This window comes from Pseudomonas sp. 9.2(2024) (assembly GCF_039695385.1).
Classification (GTDB): Bacteria; Pseudomonadota; Gammaproteobacteria; order Pseudomonadales; family Pseudomonadaceae; genus Aquipseudomonas; species Aquipseudomonas paraglycinae.
Map to the genome: position 1 here is coordinate 4,041,498 of NZ_CP155585.1, position 17,743 is coordinate 4,059,240.

Here is a 17,743-nt window from a genome sequence, read left to right on the forward strand (position 1 = left end):
TGTAACCGACTGATGTTTATCAGTTTTAATTATTCACCTGTGAGGCCGCGAAAACTTGACTGAACACTCAGGCTAAATGCCAGGCAAGTTGTCCGAACTGTCAGGACTCAATCTGGTGCACTGCATTATTTTTCTTCAGAACGCGTCACCCGCAGCTCAACTTCAAGCGGCTGATTTCACATAGGAAATCTTGCTCATATTTCCAACCTGTCAAGTGCGTCAAAATGGTGAAGCGCCTCACCATTTTGGTGATTTTGTATTTTTATCGTTATTTATCAACGATTTAAAACAATAATAAGCTTATAAAAAATAATCTTGATCAATTGCAGAACTGCGACTAGCGTCTATTCCTGACAGCGCTGACAAGATTACGCATTTGGCGCTGCAAACAATAAAACACTAGAACCGGCACAAGTCGGTCATGCCTGCGAGGAACTCGGAATGTCTCTGTTGATCCGTGGCGCCACCGTTGTTACCCATGATGAAAGTTACCGCGCCGATGTCTATTGCGCTGACGGCGTGATCAAAGCCATTGGTGAAAACCTGGATGTTCCCGCCGGCGCCGAAGTACTCGACGGCAGCGGCCAATACCTGATGCCCGGCGGCATCGATCCGCACACCCACATGCAACTCCCGTTCATGGGCACCGTGGCCAGCGAAGATTTCTACAGCGGCACCGCCGCAGGCCTGGCCGGCGGCACCACCTCGATCATCGATTTCGTGATTCCCAATCCGCAGCAGTCGCTGCTCGAAGCGTTTCACCAGTGGCGCGGCTGGGCGGAAAAGTCCGCCTCCGACTACGGCTTCCACGTCGCGATCACTTGGTGGAGCGAGCAGGTGCGGGAGGAAATGGCCGAGCTGGTCAGCCATCACGGGATCAACAGCTTCAAGCATTTCATGGCTTACAAGAACGCGATCATGGCCGCCGACGACACGCTGGTGGCGAGCTTCGAGCGCTGCCTGGAACTCGGCGCCGTGCCGACCGTACACGCGGAAAACGGCGAGCTGGTCTATCACCTGCAACGCAAGTTGATGGCCCAGGGCATCAACGGGCCGGAAGCGCATCCGCTGTCTCGGCCCTCACAGGTTGAAGGCGAAGCCGCGAGCCGGGCGATCCGTATCGCTGAAACCATCGGCACGCCGCTGTACCTGGTGCATGTTTCGACAAAAGAGGCCCTCGACGAAATCACCTACGCCCGCAGCAAGGGCCAACCGGTCTATGGCGAAGTGCTGGCCGGGCATCTGCTGCTGGACGACAGCGTCTACCAGCACCCGGACTGGCAGACCGCCGCCGGTTACGTGATGAGCCCGCCGTTCCGTCCGCGCGGGCATCAGGACGCGCTGTGGCATGGTTTGCAAAGCGGCAATCTGCACACCACCGCCACCGACCATTGCTGCTTCTGCGCCGAGCAGAAAGCCGCCGGCCGCGACGATTTCAGCAAGATCCCCAACGGCACCGCCGGCATCGAAGACCGCATGGCGGTGTTGTGGGATGAAGGGGTGAACTCGGGACGGTTGTCGATGCAGGACTTCGTCGCCCTCACCTCCACCAACACCGCGAAGATCTTCAACCTCTACCCGCGCAAAGGCGCGATCCGCGTCGGCGCCGATGCCGACCTGGTGCTGTGGGATCCGCAAGGCACTCGCACCATCTCCGCCAAGACCCACCATCAGCAGGTGGACTTCAACATCTTCGAAGGCAAGACCGTGACCGGTGTGCCAAGCCATACCGTCAGCCAGGGCCGGGTAGTCTGGGCCGACGGCGACCTGCGCGCCGAGCGTGGGGCCGGGCGGTATATCGAACGGCCGGCGTATCCGGCGGTGTTTGATTTGCTGAGCAAGCGGGCTGAGTTGCACAGGCCTGCGGCCGTCAAGCGCTGATCAGATCGTTCCCACGCTCTGCGTGGGAATGCAGCCCGTGACGCTCCGCGTCACTGGACGCGGAGCGTCCCTTGAGGCATTCCCACGCGGACGGTTCGACGCCTCGACGTGGGAACGATCAAAAAACCACTGCCCGACAGAGGCAGAAAACCTCAAATAACCGTGAGGCAAAAAACCGTGATCGAGACCCTGAACCATCTCCCGCACCCGCACGAAAGTGCGGCCGCCCTCGCCGGCCACTTCACCGATCTGGCGCCGCCGCTCAACGACCGTCAGGCGCATCTGGAAGCCTCGCGCTGCCTGTATTGCTACGACGCGCCGTGCGTGAATGCGTGCCCGAGTGAGATCGACATTCCGTCGTTCATCCGCAATATCCATCAGGACAACGTGCCAGGCGCCGCGCAGAAAATCCTTTCGGCAAACATCCTCGGCGGCAGTTGCGCGCGGGTCTGTCCGACCGAGATCCTCTGCCAGCAAGCCTGCGTGCGCAACAACGCCCACGAATGCGCGCCTGTGCTGATCGGCCTGCTGCAACGCTATGCCGTGGACAACGCGCACTTCACCGAGCACCCGTTCCAGCGCGCCGCCGCCACCGGTAAACGCATCGCCGTGGTTGGTGCCGGCCCGGCGGGTTTGTCCTGCGCGCATCGCAGCGCCATGCATGGTCACGACGTGGTGATTTTCGAGGCACGGGAAAAGGCTGGCGGGCTCAACGAATACGGAATCGCCAAGTACAAACTGGTCGACGACTACGCGCAGAAGGAACTGGATTTCCTCCTGCAGATCGGCGGCATCGAAATCCGCCACGGCCAGAAACTCGGTGAGAATCTGACCCTCAGCGAATTGCACCAACAGTTCGACGCGGTGTTCCTCGGTCTAGGCCTGAACGCTAGCAAGCAACTCGGCTTGGCCCACGAAGACGCCCCCGGCCTGCTCGCCGCCACTGACTACATCCGCGAATTGCGCCAGGCCGATGACCTGTCGCAACTGCCGCTGGCCGAACGTTGCATCGTCCTCGGCGCCGGTAACACCGCCATCGACATGGCCGTGCAAATGGCCCGCCTCGGCGCCCGCGACGTCAATCTGGTCTATCGCCGTGGCGCGGCGGACATGGGCGCCACCGGCCATGAACAAGACATCGCCAAGGCCAATCAGGTGCGACTGCTGACCTGGGCGCAACCGGACGAAGTGCTGCTCGACGCGCAAGGCAAGGTGCGCGGCATGCGTTTCGCCCGCACCCATCTGGTGGATGGTCGCCTGCAAACCACTGGCGAGACGTTCGAACTGGCCGCCGATGCGATCTTCAAAGCCATCGGTCAGGCCTTCGACGGCAGCGCCCTCGCCGACCCGCTGGCCCGCGAACTCAAGCGTCAGGGCGAACGCATCCAGGTCGATGAAAACCTGCGCACCAGTATCCCCGGCGTGTACGCAGGCGGCGACTGCACCAGCCTCGATCAGGACCTGACCGTGCAAGCGGTGCAACACGGCAAGCGCGCCGCTGAGGCGATCAACGCTCAACTGATGCTTAATGTGGAGGCTGCGTAAATGGCCGATCTCTCGATTGTCTTCGCCGGTATCAAAGCCCCCAATCCGTTCTGGCTGGCCTCCGCGCCGCCGACCGACAAGGCCTACAACGTGGTGCGCGCCTTCGAGGCCGGCTGGGGCGGCGTGGTCTGGAAAACCCTGGGTGAAGACCCGGCGGCGGTCAACGTGTCGTCGCGTTATTCGGCGCACTACGGCGCCAACCGCGAAGTGCTGGGCATCAACAACATCGAACTGATCACCGACCGTTCGCTGGAAATCAACCTGCGGGAAATCACCCAGGTGAAGAAGGACTGGCCGGATCGCGCGCTGATCGTGTCGCTGATGGTGCCGTGCGTCGAAGAGTCGTGGAAACACATCCTGCCACTGGTGGAAGCCACCGGCGCTGACGGCATCGAGCTGAACTTCGGCTGCCCCCACGGCATGCCCGAGCGCGGCATGGGCGCGGCGGTCGGTCAGGTGCCGGAGTATGTCGAGCAGGTTACGCGCTGGTGCAAGACCTATTGCTCGCTGCCGGTGATCGTCAAACTCACACCGAACATCACCGACATCCGCGTCGCCGCCCGCGCCGCGCATCGGGGCGGCGCCGATGCAGTGTCGCTGATCAACACCATCAACTCGATCACCAGCGTCGACCTCGAACACATGGTCGCCCTGCCCACCGTCGGCAGCAAAAGTACCCACGGCGGTTATTGCGGCTCGGCAGTGAAGCCGATCGCGCTGAACATGGTCGCGGAAATCGCCCGTGATCCGCAGACCCAGGGCCTGCCGATCTGCGGCATTGGCGGCATTGGCAGCTGGCGTGACGCGGCGGAGTTCATCGCCTTGGGCAGCGGCGCGGTGCAAGTGTGCACAGCGGCGATGCTGCACGGTTTCCGGATTGTCGATGAAATGAAGGATGGCTTGTCGCGGTGGATGGACAGCCAGGGTTACGCCAGCATTGCCGAGTTTTCCGGGCGCGCGGTGGGCAATACCACGGACTGGAAGTACCTGGACATCAATTATCAGGTGATTGCGAAGATCGACCAGGAGGCGTGCATTGGTTGCGGGCGTTGCCACATTGCCTGCGAGGACACTTCACACCAGGCCATCAGCAGCCTGAAACAGGCCGATGGCACGCACACATATGAAGTGATCGATGATGAGTGTGTGGGGTGCAATCTGTGCCAGATCACCTGCCCGGTGGCGGATTGCATCGAGATGGTGCCGATGGAGACGGGCAAGCCGTTTCTGGACTGGAATCATGATCCGAGGAATCCGTATCACGTTGCTGTCTAGATTGCCTGCTGATCCAGAAGTCCCCTCACCCTAACCCTCTCCCCGAGGGAGAGGGGACTGATTGGGGGATACTGACGAACTGCACCGACGTGAGAGTTTTGCGTTGAATCCATAACCGAAACAGATAGAACTACGCTGTGAATCCATAACCGAAACGGCCGGAACAAGGCTTTGAAACCATAATCAACTCGCTGGTTCAGGTCGATGTAACCCGCAAGACACCTCGGTCGGCTCCCTCTCCCTCCGGGCGGTCCGACGTTTCGGGAGGGCTGGGGTGAGGGCCAGCTTTTGACTTTCAAGGTTCTAATCCAATCCCCCGCAAGATCACGCTGGTCACCGTCTGCACCGCCCGCTCGAACTGCATGTCCGACAGCGGCTGATGCTCATTCAAAATATTCACCTGATGATCAAAGTCCGCATAGTGCTGCGTCGACGCCCAGATCATGTACAGCAGGCTCGACGGCTCCACCGGCAGAATCCGCTTGTCCTCCACCCACTGGCGGATCTTCGCCTCCTTCATCTTCGCCCAGTCGTACAGGCTCACATCCAGCGCCTCGCCCAATGTCGGCGCGCCGTGGATGATTTCATTGGCCCAGACTTTCGACCCGTAAGGCCGGCTGCGCGAGTGGTTCATCTTGGCGCGGATGTAGCTGCTGAGCACCACGCGCGGATCGTCGAACATCTCGAAGCACAGCGCGTCCTGCTTCCACACTTCCAGCAGGTCGAACAGCACTGCGCTGTACAGTTCGCTCTTGGTCGAAAAGTAGTAATGCAGGTTGGATCGCGGCAGCTGCACTTCAGCCGCGATGTCCGCCATGGCGGTGCCGCCGAAACCTTTTTCGGCGAAGACTTTTTCCGCCGCCAGCAGGATCTTGTCGACGTTGGTGCGGCGGATTTCGATCTTGTGATTGCCCATGAGGGCTCCCTGAAGACAACGTTGTTGAAGACTAGCATCCGCTCTGGGCAAGGGGCGACAGCCGAGAACGATTCTTCACACACTTGGGCTTTTTTCTGGTTTAGGATCGCCCTCCTTCTCCCCGTCAGACACTGAAGGATCTGTCTATGACCATTCGAAAGCGCATCGCTGCGGATGATCCGCAGCTCGCCGCACTGTGGGAGCGCTCGGTCCGCGCCACCCACGATTTCCTCCCGGAAGATGACATTCACCGGCTGTTCCCGCTGGTGCGTGACACCTACCTGCCTGCGCTGGATGTGCAGGTTTTCGAGAACCCCGATCACTCCCAGGCAGGCTTCATTGCTACCGACGATGACACTGTGCAGATGCTGTTCATCGACCCGGCTTACCGTGGCCAGGGGATCGGCCGCCGCTTGCTCGACCACGTCCGGCGCCCGTTGCTGAAGGTCGACGTCAACGAACAGAACCCGCAAGCCCACGGCTTCTATCGGCACTACGGATTCGAAGACATCGGCCGCTCGGCACTCGACGGCGAAGGCCGGCCCTTTCCGGTCATTCACATGCGCCTGAAAGCCCTGTGATCCAGGTTCTATACTCAGCCCGCCATTTCACTGAAAGGAATCTTTCCATGTCGATGAAAAAACTGTTTACCACCGGCGCGCTGCTGGCCTCGCTGATCGTCACTTCCCAGACCTTCGCCCACGCCCATCTGGAAAGCCAGACCCCGGCCGCCGACAGCACCGTCGCGGCACCGGCGGATCTGCGCCTGGTGTTTTCCGAAGGCGTCGAAGCCAGCTTCACCAAAGTTACCGTGACCCACGACGGCAAGCCGGTGGCGGTCAAACCGCTGACCACCGAAGGTGACAAGAAAACCCTGATCGTCACCCCCGAAGCACCACTGACCGCTGGCGAATACAAGGTCGAATGGCATGCGGTGTCGGTCGACACGCACAAAAGCGAAGGCGCCTATCAGTTCAAGGTTGGCCAGTAATTCATGAGTGAAGCGCTGGTGCTGTGCCGGTTCCTGCATTTCATCGTGGTGTTGATGCTGTTCGGGGCCTGGCTGTTCCGGCCGCTGCTGCTCAAGGGTGAAGCGCCGGCACTGGATCGGCAGTTGGCGCGACTGGCTCGCTGGCTGGTGGCGATTGCCCTGCTCAGCGGCGTCATCTGGGCGTTGTTGATTACTGCAAGCATGGCCGGTTCGGCGGCTGCCGCTTTTGATCCGGCCACCGTCGAGCTGGTTCTCGGTCATACGTTTTTCGGTCAGGTCTGGCGCTGGCATCTGTTGATCAATGCGCTGTTGCTGGCGTTGCTGTTTACGCCGTGGCGTTCGAACCGGCCATTGCGGCTGGGCCTGAGCGCGCTGCTGCTGATGACGCTGGCACCGGTCGGACACGGGGCGATGCTCGATGGCTTCAGCGGGCAAATGCTGATCCTCAATCAAGTCATTCACCTGACGTGTGTCGGCGCCTGGCTCGGCGGGCTGCTGATGCTGGTGATGATCCTGCGCCAACCTGACAAAGACATGCGCGAAATCTTGCAGCGTTTCAGCGGACTCGGTTACGCACTGGTCGCCGGCCTGCTGATCACCGGGCTGATCAACGTGCGCGTGCTCACCGGCCAATGGTGGCCGACACCGCTGTTCTCGGGATTCGCCCTAATACTGCTGATCAAGGCGCTGCTGGTGTCCGGCATGCTTGCACTGGCGCTGTTCAATCGCGTGCGGATCAACGATTGTGAACAACGGCTCGACACCCTCAAGCACAGCGTCATGCTCGAATGGCTGCTGGGGATCGGCGCCGTGGCGGCGGTGTCCGTGCTCGGCACCCTGCCGCCAATGATCGCCGCCTGAGGTCAGTGTTTCTGGGTGTCGCCCGCCGCCGTATCAATGCTGACCACCACCGACATCCCCGGCCGCAAACGCTCGCTCTCCTGCTGATCTGGATCGATGGTGATGCGCACCGGCACCCGCTGGGCGATTTTCACGAAGTTGCCGGTGGCGTTGTCGGCCTGCAACAACGCGAATTCGGAACCGGTGCCCGGCGAGATGTGCTGCACGTGGCCGGTGAATTTGCGGTGGTTCAAGGCATCGACGGTGAAGCTCGCCGGTTGCCCGACGCGCACATTGTCCATCTGGGTTTCCTTGAGGTTGGCGATCACCCATTTCTGGTTCGGCACCAGCGCCATCAACTGCGCCCCGGAGTTGACGTAGGCGCCGAGGCGCACGCCAATCTGCCCCAACTGACCGTCACGTGGAGCAATGATCCGAGTGTTGGACAAGTCGATCCGCGCCAGCTGCACCGCCGCCTCGGCGCTCGCCACCGCCGCTTCCAGAGAGCCGCGATTGACGATCACCGTTTGCAGATCCTGCCGGGCGATTTCCAGATTGGCCTTGGCCTGCGCCACCGCCGCAATGCTTTGGGCGTTGGCGGCCAGCGCCACGTCCATCTCGCGCTTGGACACGGAGCCGTCATTGACCAGCGCTTTGTTGCGTCGCAGATCCGCCTCGCTTTTGCGTAGCTGCGCTTCGCTGTCGGCCACCACCGCCTGACGTAACTTGATCGTCGCCTCGGCGCTGTTGCGCTGCTGCACCACGTTGGCCAGTGAGGCCTTCTGCACCGCCAGTTGCGCCAGCGACTGATCGAGGCGTTGCTGATAGATGCGGTCATCGAGACGCACCAGCAAATCGCCCTCCTTCACAAACTGGAAGTCCTGCACCGGCACTTCAAACACATAGCCACTGAGCTGCGGGCCGATGATCGTCACCTGACCGCGCACCAAGGCGTTTTCGGTGGTCTCAACTGCGCTGCTGAACGGCGGTAGCTGCCAGGCGTAAAGCACGATCAGCACGCCGACGATAGCAATCGCGGCAAACCCCAGCGATGAGATGATCCGCACCCGCAACGAGCGCGGCTCGGTGTTCGGTGATGACGGCGGCGCCACACCTTCAGGGGTGGCGGCGATGGCATTGGTGGTCGTGGTAGTCGGTTCGGTCATGAAGAAGTGGCACCGCTGGAAGGTACGGAAGGTGTCGGGGCGACGGCTTTGGTGGTGCTGATCAGCCACAGCGCACGGATGGAAATCCAGATCATGGTCAGGATCGCGATCACCGCGATCAGCATGAACACATCGTTATAGGCCAGTACGTTGGCTTCGCGGGTAGCGGCGTTGGCCAGGCTGCGAATGCCCTGCAGATTGCGCAGACTCGGGTCGGCAATCACGGAACCGACCGCCGACCCGCCGCTCTGCACCCGGGCGGCGACGCGGGGATCAGACATCACCAGTTGCTCGACGATGTGGCTGGAATGAAACTTCTCGCGCACGATCTGGAACGTCCCCAGCAACGCCGCGCCGATCAGACCGCCGAGGTTGTTGCAGATCCCGAACAACACCGAAAAACTCACGAGGTTGCGCGGGTTGGTCAGCACGTTGCGCGTGCCCAGCACCATGGTCGGGCCGAGGAAAAAGGTACTGCCGAACGCCAGCAGGAACTGGCTGAAATACAGGTTGCCGGGGCGGGTCAGGTTGTTCGATGAGCTGTCCATGATCGAGCCGGTGGCCATCAACGCCAGCGAAATGATCAGCGGCATCAACAGGTGTTTCGGGTCGATGGTCAGCGCACTGGTCAGCAGCCCGGCGACGCTTCCGATCAGCATCACCACATACAGGCTATGAAGCTGCTGGCTGCTCATGTTCAGGTTCTGCATGAAGCCCACGGCGCCAGTGGATTGCTCCGAGGTCACCATGCGAATCAGGATCACCGCCAGCGCCAGGCGGATCATCACCCCGCTGCCGAGCCAGCGGGTCATCAGCATCGGGTTGCTGCGGTTATGTTCGATGGCCAGCCCCGCGAGAATCAGCGCAATCGACGCGGCCAGGGCGATACCGATCCAGTCGGCTTCCAGCCACCAGTCGATCCGCCCCAAGGACAACACCGCGCACAACAGCGCGACGCCGCTGGCGAGGATCGCGAAGGTCAGGAAGTCGAGCGGTTCGAAGGTCTTGAACCGGTCACCCGGCGGAAGTTTGAGCATCAGGACGCAGCCCAGCGACAGCAACGCCATGCCCAACTCAAACAGGTACAGGCCGCGCCATTCGGCGATCTGCAGCAGGTCTTCGGAAAACAGTCGCGCCAGCGGCAAGGCCAGCTGTGAAGTGCCGAGGCCCAGCACCAGCGCTTTCATCCGCCATTTGGCCGGGAACGCCTGCACCATGTAATACAGGCCCAGCGAGCTCAACGCCGCGCCGACCATGCCGTGGGCCGCACGCACGGCAATCGCCGAATTCAGGTCATTGACGAACAGATGGCCGAAGGTCACCAGCGCATACAGCACCAGAAACACCTCGGTGAACGCGCGCAAGCCGAACTGCTGGCGAAACTTCACCAGCAGCAGGTTCATCGACACGTTGGTCATCACGTACGCCGCCGGTAGCCAGGCCATCTCCGCCGTGGTCGCCCCGAGCGCGCCTTGCAGGTAAGGCAGGTTGGCGACCACCAGCGCATTACCCAGCCCACCGGTCACCGCCACAAGCACGCCCACCAGCGCATAAGCCAGGCGCTTGGGGTTGGAATGCAGCGGCGTCGAGGGGGAACCGGGCAGACTGGGCTTCTCGTGCGGCTGCCAGTTGCGCGGGGCGTATTGGTTCATTGATTGGCCTTATACGGTGATGGCTTGAGTTTGCCGCAAAACTGCAGCCAAACACATATCCCTGTGGGAGCGAGCCTGCTCGCTCCCACCAGAAATTCGTGCATCGCAATTCGTAAATTTTGTTTAAAAGTCATCTCGCCCGCAGCGGATTTTTCCCGGGCCTGGCGAATGCCAACCTTGCTTCACTTCTCAACCTGCAAGGTGCCCGATATGACCACTCCCCGCTGGCAACGCTCCCCGCGTCTGCTGAAAAACCTGCTGGCCGCCACGCTGTTGCTGCCCGCCCTCGCCTTTGCCCAAGAACGCCCGTGGCCGGACGGCTCGCAACTGGTGATTTCGGTGTCGATGCAATTCGAAACCGGCGGCCAGCCCGAAGGCGCTGAAAGCCCGTTCTCCGGCACACCGCTGCCAAAAGGCTACCCGGACCTGCCGGCACAGACCTGGTTTGATTACGGCTACAAGGAAGGCCTGTGGCGCATGCTCGATCTGTGGGATCGCACCGGCATCAAAGTGACCTCCCACGTGGTCGGCGAAGCGGCGCTCAAGCACCCGGAACTGGCCAAGGCGATTGCCGAGCGCGGTCATGAACTGGCGGCCCACGGCATGCGCTGGGCCGATTCGTACAACATGAACTACGCCCAGGAAAAACAGTTCATCGGAGACGGTGTCGCAGCGGTGGAGAAAATCACCGGCCAGCGTTCAGTCGGCTACAACGCCAACTGGCTGCGCCGCAGCCCCAATACGCTGAAGGTGCTGCAGGATCTGAACTTCACCTATCACATCGACGACGTCAGCCGCGACGAGCCGTTCGTGACCATGGTCCGTGGGCGCAAATTCGCCGTGGTGCCGTACACCCTGCGCAACAACGACATCGTGCTGATCGAGGGCCGTCACTACTCCGCCGAGCAGTTCTATCAGCAACTGGTGCTGGAATTTGATCGCCTCTACGCCGAAGGCGCGAGCAAGCGGCGGATGATGTCGGTGAGCCTGCACGACCGTATTGGCGGCACGCCCGCGATGGTCGAGGCCATGGAGCGTTTTATCCGGTACGCCCAGTCGCATCCGAAGGTGAGTTTCATGCGCAAGGATCAGATCGCACAAATCGTGCTGACCGAAAAAAATCCACTGATCGATAACACGGAGGCGCTCTACAACCAATAAAAGCGGCCCGAAGCAGCCTTCCTCACAGCATTTGGAGGGCTGCTCGCTCACGGGAAGTCATCGTACGACGCCCTGTTGACTTTTCCGGAAAACCTCGCAAATATCCGCAACCACGTTGTACGACGACGTATAACAAATAATAAAAACAACAAATGAAACAGGGAGCGTCACAGTGAGCACACTCGTCCGCAATTCCGTTCGCACGTCCCGTTTTTCTATCCCCCGCCCGCGTTCCACCCTGAGCCTGATCGGCTGCGGCAGTCTCGCCCTCGCCTTGCCGATGAGCGCCGATGCCGAGGGTTTCCTCGAAGACAGCAAAGCCACCCTGAACCTGCGCAACGCCTACTTCAATCGCAACTTCGTCAACCCGAACTATCCGCAGGGCAAGGCTGAAGAGTGGACACAGAACTTCATCCTCGACGCCAAATCCGGTTTCACTCAGGGCACGGTCGGGTTTGGCCTGGACGTGCTGGGCATGTATTCGCAGAAGCTCGATGGCGGCAAAGGCACGGGCGGTACGCAGCTGCTGCCGATCCACGATGACGGGCGCCCGGCGGACAATTTCGGGCGTCTGGGTGTAGCGCTCAAGGCGAAGGTGTCGAAGACCGAATTGAAGGTGGGTGAATGGATGCCGGTGCTGCCCATCCTGCGCTCGGATGATGGTCGATCACTGCCCCAGACCTTTCGCGGCGGCCAGATCACGTCTACCGAAATCAATGGCCTGACCCTTTACGGTGGCCAGTTCCATGGCAACAGCCCGCGTAACGACGCGAGCATGGAAGACATGTCGATGAACGGCCGCGGCGCATTCACGTCCGACCGCTTCAACTTCGGTGGCGGCGAATACACCTTCAACGACAAACGCACCCTTGTCGGTGTGTGGTACGCCGAACTCAGCGACATATACCAGCAGCAGTACTTCAACCTCAGCCACAGCCAGCCGCTGGGCGACTGGACACTGGGCGCCAACCTCGGATTCTTCACCGGCAAGGAAGACGGCAGCGCCCAGGCCGGCGACCTCGACAACAAAACCGCATTCGCCATGCTCTCGGCCCGGTACGGCGGCAACACGTTCTACATCGGCTTGCAAAAGCTCAGCGGCGACGATGCCTGGATGCGCGTCAACGGAACCAGCGGCGGCACCCTGGCCAACGACAGCTACAACGCCAGTTACGACAACGCGCAGGAGCGTTCCTGGCAGATCCGCCACGACTACAACTTCGTCGTCCTCGGCGTCCCCGGCTTGACGCTGATGAACCGCTACATCAGCGGCGACAACGTGCACACCGGCACCATCACCGATGGCAAGGAATGGGGGCGCGAGTCGGAGCTGGCCTACACCGTGCAGAGCGGTCCGCTGAAAAACCTCAACGTCAAATGGCGCAACGCGACGATTCGCCGGGACTTCAGCACCAATGAATTCGACGAGAACCGGATCTTCATCAGTTACCCGATTTCGTTGTTGTAAACCCCGGCATGGGGTGAACGGAGGGTGAATCGGCCTTCCGTCACTTACACCGAAAGTCGCGTTGACAAGTTCCGGAAACCCTACCGATACTTCAGCGCAGTCATACGACAACCTACAACAAACCTAATAACAACGTGTAAGGGATTGCCATGACGTCCACCCCCACCGCCCCAACTCCGTTCAATCGCCTGCTGCTGACCGGCGCCGCCGGTGGCCTGGGCAAAGTCTTGCGCGAACGTCTGCGCCCCTACGCCAACGTACTGCGCCTGTCGGACATCGCTGCCCTCGCCCCGGCCATCGATGACCGCGAAGAAATCGTGCTCTGCGACCTCGCTGACAAAACCGCTGTGCATCAACTGGTCGAAGGCGTGGATGCGATCCTGCACTTCGGTGGCGTCTCGGTGGAGCGCCCCTTCGAAGAAATCCTCGGCGCCAATATCTGCGGTGTGTTCCATATCTATGAAGCGGCACGCCGACACGGTGTGAAGCGGGTGATCTTCGCCAGCTCCAACCATGTCATCGGCTTCTACAAACAGAACGAACACCTCGACGCCAGCTCCGCTCGCCGCCCCGACGGCTACTACGGTCTGTCCAAGTCCTACGGCGAAGACATGGCCAGTTTCTACTTCGATCGCTATGGCATCGAAACCGTCAGCATCCGCATCGGCTCGTCGTTTCCCGAACCACAGAACCGCCGAATGATGCACACCTGGCTGAGCTTCGACGACCTCACTCAACTGCTCGAACGTTCGCTGTACACCCCCAACGTCGGCCACACCGTGGTTTATGGCATGTCCGCCAACAAGGACGTGTGGTGGGACAACCGCTTCGCCAGCCACCTCGGTTTCGAGGCCAAAGACACGTCCGAAGTGTTTCGCGACAAGGTCGAGGCGCAGCCGATGCCCGCCAGCGATGACCCGGCGCGGATCTATCAGGGCGGCGCCTTCGTTGCGGCCGGCCCGTTCGGCGATTGATCGCTGCGCTTGTCCGTCTCCAAAAGCACAAACCAAGGGAATGAGTATGCAAGCCGAATTGATCGTCGACGCCCGCAACGCGGTCGGTGAAAGCCCGGTCTGGGTGCCACAGGAAAACGCCTTGTACTGGGTCGATATCCCCAACGGTGGTCTGCAACGCTGGAGCGCCGACACTGGCCACGTCCATGCCTGGAAGACTCCCGAAATGCTTGCCTGCCTCGCCCGCCACAGCAAGGGCGGCTGGGTGGCCGGTATGGAGAGCGGGTTCTTTCACTTGCAACCGCACAGCGATGGCAGCCTCGACAGCGAGCAACTGGCGAGCGTCGGACACAGCCGTCAGGACATGCGTCTGAACGACGGTCGCTGCGACCGTCAGGGCCGGTTCTGGGCCGGCAGCATGGTGCTGAACATGGGCCTGAATCTGCCCGAGGGCCGGCTCTATCGTTACGGTGCCGGGCAAACAGGCGTGATCGAGGCACAGCTTGATGGCTTCATCGTGCCCAACGGTCTGGGCTTCAGCCCGGACGGCAAAACCATGTACCTGTCGGACTCGCACCCGAACGTGCAACTGATCTGGGCTTTCGATTACGACACCGAGACAGGCACACCCTCCAACCGCAGGGTGTTCGTGGACATGAACCATTTTTACGGCCGTCCCGACGGCGCTGCCGTGGATGCCGATGGCTGCTACTGGATCTGCGCCAACGATGTCGGCCTGATCCATCGTTTTACCCCCGACGGTCGCCTTGACCGCTCGCTGCAGGTACCGGTGAAAAAACCCACCATGTGCGCCTTCGGTGGCAGCCGGATGGACACTTTGTTCGTGACCTCGATCCGCCCCGGCGACGACCAGGATCCGCAATCGCTGGCCGGCGGCGTGTTCGCCCTCAACCCCGGCGTCAAAGGCCTGCCGGAGCCATTGTTCGACGACCTGCTGTAACCCCCTGCTGCATCGCTGTGCCTTGAACACAAAAATAACAAGACTGGAGAACCCCTCATGGACTTCAAACGCACGTTGCTCGCCGCCGCTCTCCCCCTCGCGCTCACCTTCGGCAGCGCCGCCCATGCGCTGGAAATCAAATTCGCCGACATCCATCCCGCCGGTTATCCGACCGTGGTCGCTGAAGAACAGTTGGGCAAGACCCTGGTTGCCGAAAGTGACGGCAAGCTGACCTTCAAAATGTTTCCTGGCGGCGTGCTCGGCTCGGAAAAGGAAGTGGTCGAACAGGCTCAGGTCGGCGCCATCCAGATGGCCCGCGTCAGCCTCGGTATCGTCGGTCCGGTGGTGCCGGACGTGAACGTGTTCAACATGCCGTTCGTGTTCCGTGATCAGGCGCACATGCGCAAGATCATCGACGGTGAAATCGGTGACGAAATCCTCGACAAGATCACTAACTCCGAATTCAACCTCGTGGCGCTGGCGTGGATGGACGGCGGCACGCGCAACATCTACACCAAGAAACCGGTGCGCAGCCTCGAAGACCTCAAGGGTATGAAAATCCGCGTGCAGGGCAACCCGATGTTCATCGAAACGATCAACGCCATGGGCGGCAACGGTATTGCCATGGACACCGGCGAAATCTTCAGTGCCCTGCAGACCGGCGTCATCGACGGCGCGGAAAACAATCCGCCGACCCTGCTTGAACACAACCACTACCAGAACGCCAAGTTCTACAGCCTGACCGGGCACCTGATCCTGCCCGAGCCCATCGTGATGTCGAAAATCACCTGGGAAAAACTCAGCCCCGATCAGCAGACCCTGGTGAAAAAAGCCGCCAAGGTTGCGCAGGCCCAGGAGCGCACCTTGTGGGATGCCAAGTCGGCCAGCAGTGAAGAGAAACTCAAGGCCGCCGGCGTCGAGTTCATCACCGTCGACAAGAAACCCTTCTACGAGGCCACCGCTTCGATCCGCGAAAAATACGGCGCGCCCTACGTCGACCTGATCAAACGCATCGAAGCCGTTCAGTAACCTCCCTGCCCTCAATACAAGGCCCGGCAGCGCTGGCGTCGCTCGACGCTCACGCCTGCCCGGTTACGGTGGAACCCGATGAAGAATTTGCTGCTGCGCATCAATGACCGGATTTACATGGCCTGCATCTGGGTCGCCGGTCTGTCGGTGCTGACCATTTCCCTGATCATTCCCTGGGGCGTGTTCGCCCGTTACGTCCTCGGCACCGGTTCAAGCTGGCCGGAGCCCACCGCCATCCTGCTGATGATGGTCTTCACCTTCATCGGCGCCGCCGCCAGCTATCGCGCCGGTGCGCACATGGCGGTGGCGATGGTCACCGATCGCCTGCAACCGAAGATGCGCCGAACCATGAGCATTATTTCGCAAGTGCTCATGGGCACCATCTGCCTGTTCATGACCATCTGGGGCACCAAGCTGTGCCTGTCGACGTGGAACCAGTTCATGAGCGCCCTGCCGACATTGCGGGTCGGCATCACCTACATGCCGATCCCCGTGGGTGGTGCGCTGACGCTGATTTTCGTGCTGGAAAAACTGTTGCTCGGCGATCAAAGCAATCGCCGCGTGGTGCGGTTCGACCTGGTTGAAGAAAACGAAGGGGCTGCCTGATGGACGCATTGATTCTGCTGGGCAGTTTTATCGCACTGATCCTGATCGGCATGCCGGTTGCCTACGCGCTCGGGCTGTCGGCGCTGATCGGCGCATGGTGGATCGACATCCCGTTTCAGGCCTTGATGATCCAGGTGGCGGGCGGGGTGAACAAATTCTCCCTGTTGGCGATTCCGTTCTTCGTGCTGGCGGGCGCGATCATGGCCGAGGGCGGCATGTCGCGACGGCTGGTGGCGTTCGCCGGGGTGCTGGTGGGGTTCGTGCGTGGCGGGCTGTCGCTGGTCAACATCATGGCCTCGACCTTTTTCGGTGCGATTTCCGGGTCGTCGGTTGCTGATACGGCGTCGGTGGGTTCGGTGCTGATCCCGGAAATGGAGCGCAAAGGCTACCCTCGGGAATTCTCTACAGCGGTCACCGTCAGTGGTTCGGTGCAGGCTCTGCTGACTCCACCGAGTCACAACTCGGTGCTCTACTCGCTGGCCGCCGGCGGCACCGTTTCGATTGCTTCGCTGTTCATGGCCGGCGTGGTGCCGGGTCTGCTGATGAGCGCGTGCCTGATGGTGTTGTGTCTGATTTTTGCGCGCAAACGCGACTACCCCAAGGGCGAAGTGATCCCGATGCGCGAAGCCTTGAAGATCTGCGGCGAAGCGCTGTGGGGGCTGATGGCGATGGTGATCATTCTCGGCGGGATTCTGTCGGGGATCTTCACGGCCACCGAGTCGGCGGCCATCGCCGTGCTGTGGTCGTTTTTCGTCACCATGTTCATCTACCGCGACTACAAATGGAGTGAGCTGCCGAAACTGATGCATCGCACGGTGCGCACCATTTCCATCGTGATGATCCTGATCGGCTTCGCCGCCAGCTTCGGCTACATCATGACCCTGATGCAGATCCCGGCGAAGATCACCACGCTGTTCCTGACCCTGTCCGACAACCGCTACGTGATCCTGATGTGCATCAACGTCATGCTGCTGTTGCTCGGCACCGTGATGGACATGGCGCCGCTGATCCTGATCCTCACGCCGATCCTGATGCCGGTGATCCTCGGTATCGGCGTCGACCCGGTGCAGTTCGGCATGATCATGCTGGTCAACCTCGGTATCGGCCTGATAACGCCACCGGTGGGAGCCGTGCTGTTCGTGGGTTCGGCGGTGGGCAAGGTCAGTATCGAAAGTACGGTGAAGGCGCTGCTGCCGTTCTACGCCGTGCTGTTCCTGGTGCTGATGCTGGTGACCTACGTTCCAGCGCTGTCGCTGTGGTTACCGCATCTGGTGTTGTAACGCTGACGCTGTGGCGAGG

General features: G+C 60.9%; 16 protein-coding genes. 13 read left to right on the forward strand and 3 right to left on the reverse strand.

Annotation, left to right across the window (positions count from 1 at the left end):
- The first annotated feature begins 441 nt into the window (after positions 1-441).
- The 3 genes from hydA to preA all read left to right on the forward strand — a co-directional run bounded on the left by hydA (position 442) and on the right by preA (position 4,701).
- A complete protein-coding gene (hydA, locus tag ABFB52_RS18025) occupies positions 442-1,881 on the forward strand; it encodes a dihydropyrimidinase (RefSeq protein ID WP_129974354.1) in 1,440 nt (479 codons plus the stop codon).
- 177 nt (positions 1,882-2,058) lie between these two features.
- Positions 2,059-3,426, forward strand: a complete 1,368-nt coding sequence (locus ABFB52_RS18030; protein WP_085746078.1) for an NAD(P)-dependent oxidoreductase — start codon at positions 2,059-2,061, stop codon at positions 3,424-3,426.
- Positions 3,427-4,701, forward strand: coding sequence for an NAD-dependent dihydropyrimidine dehydrogenase subunit PreA (gene preA / locus ABFB52_RS18035; protein ID WP_129974353.1), 1,275 nt, complete (start codon positions 3,427-3,429; stop codon positions 4,699-4,701).
- 295 nt (positions 4,702-4,996) lie between these two features.
- Here preA and ABFB52_RS18040 read toward each other — a convergent pair whose 3' ends face one another.
- Positions 4,997-5,617, reverse strand: coding sequence for a TetR/AcrR family transcriptional regulator (locus ABFB52_RS18040; RefSeq protein ID WP_007952885.1), 621 nt, complete (start codon positions 5,615-5,617; stop codon positions 4,997-4,999).
- A 146-nt stretch (positions 5,618-5,763) separates the two neighbouring features.
- On the opposite strand from ABFB52_RS18040, the gene ABFB52_RS18045 reads away from it, so the two are divergent.
- Genes ABFB52_RS18045 through copD form a run of 3 tightly spaced genes read left to right on the forward strand, consistent with a single transcriptional unit; the run spans position 5,764 to position 7,469 of the window.
- On the forward strand, positions 5,764-6,198 hold the full coding sequence (locus ABFB52_RS18045; RefSeq protein WP_129974008.1) for a GNAT family N-acetyltransferase: 435 nt from the start codon (positions 5,764-5,766) through the stop codon (positions 6,196-6,198).
- Between the two features lie 47 nt (positions 6,199-6,245).
- The gene (copC, locus tag ABFB52_RS18050) at positions 6,246-6,608 is read left to right on the forward strand and encodes a copper homeostasis periplasmic binding protein CopC (protein ID WP_129974007.1); all 363 of its coding nucleotides are present in this window, start codon (positions 6,246-6,248) and stop codon (positions 6,606-6,608) included.
- Positions 6,609-6,611: 3 nt separating this feature from the next.
- Positions 6,612-7,469 carry a copper homeostasis membrane protein CopD gene (gene copD / locus ABFB52_RS18055; RefSeq protein ID WP_085746075.1) on the forward strand — a complete coding sequence of 286 codons (858 nt, stop codon included), beginning with the start codon at positions 6,612-6,614 and terminating at the stop codon, positions 7,467-7,469.
- Between the two features lie 2 nt (positions 7,470-7,471).
- Here copD and ABFB52_RS18060 read toward each other — a convergent pair whose 3' ends face one another.
- A complete protein-coding gene (locus ABFB52_RS18060) occupies positions 7,472-8,614 on the reverse strand; it encodes an HlyD family secretion protein (RefSeq protein ID WP_039767224.1) in 1,143 nt (380 codons plus the stop codon).
- Positions 8,611-10,266 (reverse strand): MFS transporter, encoded by a 1,656-nt coding sequence (locus ABFB52_RS18065; RefSeq protein WP_085746074.1) that lies wholly within the window; start codon positions 10,264-10,266, stop codon positions 8,611-8,613. Before ABFB52_RS18065 ends, ABFB52_RS18060 begins: the two co-directional genes overlap by 4 nt.
- Before the next feature lie 210 nt (positions 10,267-10,476).
- Here ABFB52_RS18065 and ABFB52_RS18070 point away from each other — a divergent pair, with 210 nt between their 5' ends.
- The 7 genes from ABFB52_RS18070 (at position 10,477) to ABFB52_RS18100 (ending at position 17,724) form a co-directional block, all read left to right on the forward strand.
- A complete protein-coding gene (locus ABFB52_RS18070) occupies positions 10,477-11,427 on the forward strand; it encodes a polysaccharide deacetylase family protein (RefSeq protein ID WP_085746073.1) in 951 nt (316 codons plus the stop codon).
- 172 nt (positions 11,428-11,599) lie between these two features.
- Positions 11,600-12,895 (forward strand): OprD family porin, encoded by a 1,296-nt coding sequence (locus ABFB52_RS18075; RefSeq protein WP_129974006.1) that lies wholly within the window; start codon positions 11,600-11,602, stop codon positions 12,893-12,895.
- Between the two features lie 149 nt (positions 12,896-13,044).
- Positions 13,045-13,869, forward strand: coding sequence for an NAD(P)-dependent oxidoreductase (locus ABFB52_RS18080; protein WP_129974005.1), 825 nt, complete (start codon positions 13,045-13,047; stop codon positions 13,867-13,869).
- Between the two features lie 46 nt (positions 13,870-13,915).
- Positions 13,916-14,809 carry an SMP-30/gluconolactonase/LRE family protein gene (locus ABFB52_RS18085; RefSeq protein ID WP_129974004.1) on the forward strand — a complete coding sequence of 298 codons (894 nt, stop codon included), beginning with the start codon at positions 13,916-13,918 and terminating at the stop codon, positions 14,807-14,809.
- Between the two features lie 57 nt (positions 14,810-14,866).
- Positions 14,867-15,838, forward strand: a complete 972-nt coding sequence (locus tag ABFB52_RS18090; protein ID WP_129974003.1) for a TRAP transporter substrate-binding protein — start codon at positions 14,867-14,869, stop codon at positions 15,836-15,838.
- Positions 15,839-15,916: 78 nt separating this feature from the next.
- Positions 15,917-16,444, forward strand: coding sequence for a TRAP transporter small permease (locus ABFB52_RS18095; protein ID WP_129974002.1), 528 nt, complete (start codon positions 15,917-15,919; stop codon positions 16,442-16,444).
- Positions 16,444-17,724, forward strand: a complete 1,281-nt coding sequence (locus tag ABFB52_RS18100) for a TRAP transporter large permease (protein WP_129974001.1) — start codon at positions 16,444-16,446, stop codon at positions 17,722-17,724. Before ABFB52_RS18095 ends, ABFB52_RS18100 begins: the two co-directional genes overlap by 1 nt.
- The last annotated feature ends 19 nt before the right edge of the window (positions 17,725-17,743 follow it).

Bases quoted from the DNA above. Each gene is read 5' to 3' on its own strand.
- copD (WP_085746075.1), top strand. From the start codon at position 6,612: ATGAGTGAAGCGCTGGTGCTGTGCCGGTTCCTGCATTTCATCGTGGTG.
- ABFB52_RS18060 (WP_039767224.1), bottom strand. From the start codon at position 8,614: ATGACCGAACCGACTACCACGACCACCAATGCCATCGCCGCCACCCCT.
- ABFB52_RS18040 (WP_007952885.1), bottom strand. From the start codon at position 5,617: ATGGGCAATCACAAGATCGAAATCCGCCGCACCAACGTCGACAAGATC.
- copC (WP_129974007.1), top strand. From the start codon at position 6,246: ATGTCGATGAAAAAACTGTTTACCACCGGCGCGCTGCTGGCCTCGCTG.
- ABFB52_RS18045 (WP_129974008.1), top strand. From the start codon at position 5,764: ATGACCATTCGAAAGCGCATCGCTGCGGATGATCCGCAGCTCGCCGCA.
- ABFB52_RS18085 (WP_129974004.1), top strand. From the start codon at position 13,916: ATGCAAGCCGAATTGATCGTCGACGCCCGCAACGCGGTCGGTGAAAGC.
- ABFB52_RS18090 (WP_129974003.1), top strand. From the start codon at position 14,867: ATGGACTTCAAACGCACGTTGCTCGCCGCCGCTCTCCCCCTCGCGCTC.
- ABFB52_RS18070 (WP_085746073.1), top strand. From the start codon at position 10,477: ATGACCACTCCCCGCTGGCAACGCTCCCCGCGTCTGCTGAAAAACCTG.
- ABFB52_RS18095 (WP_129974002.1), top strand. From the start codon at position 15,917: ATGAAGAATTTGCTGCTGCGCATCAATGACCGGATTTACATGGCCTGC.
- preA (WP_129974353.1), top strand. From the start codon at position 3,427: ATGGCCGATCTCTCGATTGTCTTCGCCGGTATCAAAGCCCCCAATCCG.
- hydA (WP_129974354.1), top strand. From the start codon at position 442: ATGTCTCTGTTGATCCGTGGCGCCACCGTTGTTACCCATGATGAAAGT.
- ABFB52_RS18065 (WP_085746074.1), bottom strand. From the start codon at position 10,266: ATGAACCAATACGCCCCGCGCAACTGGCAGCCGCACGAGAAGCCCAGT.
- ABFB52_RS18080 (WP_129974005.1), top strand. From the start codon at position 13,045: ATGACGTCCACCCCCACCGCCCCAACTCCGTTCAATCGCCTGCTGCTG.
- ABFB52_RS18100 (WP_129974001.1), top strand. From the start codon at position 16,444: ATGGACGCATTGATTCTGCTGGGCAGTTTTATCGCACTGATCCTGATC.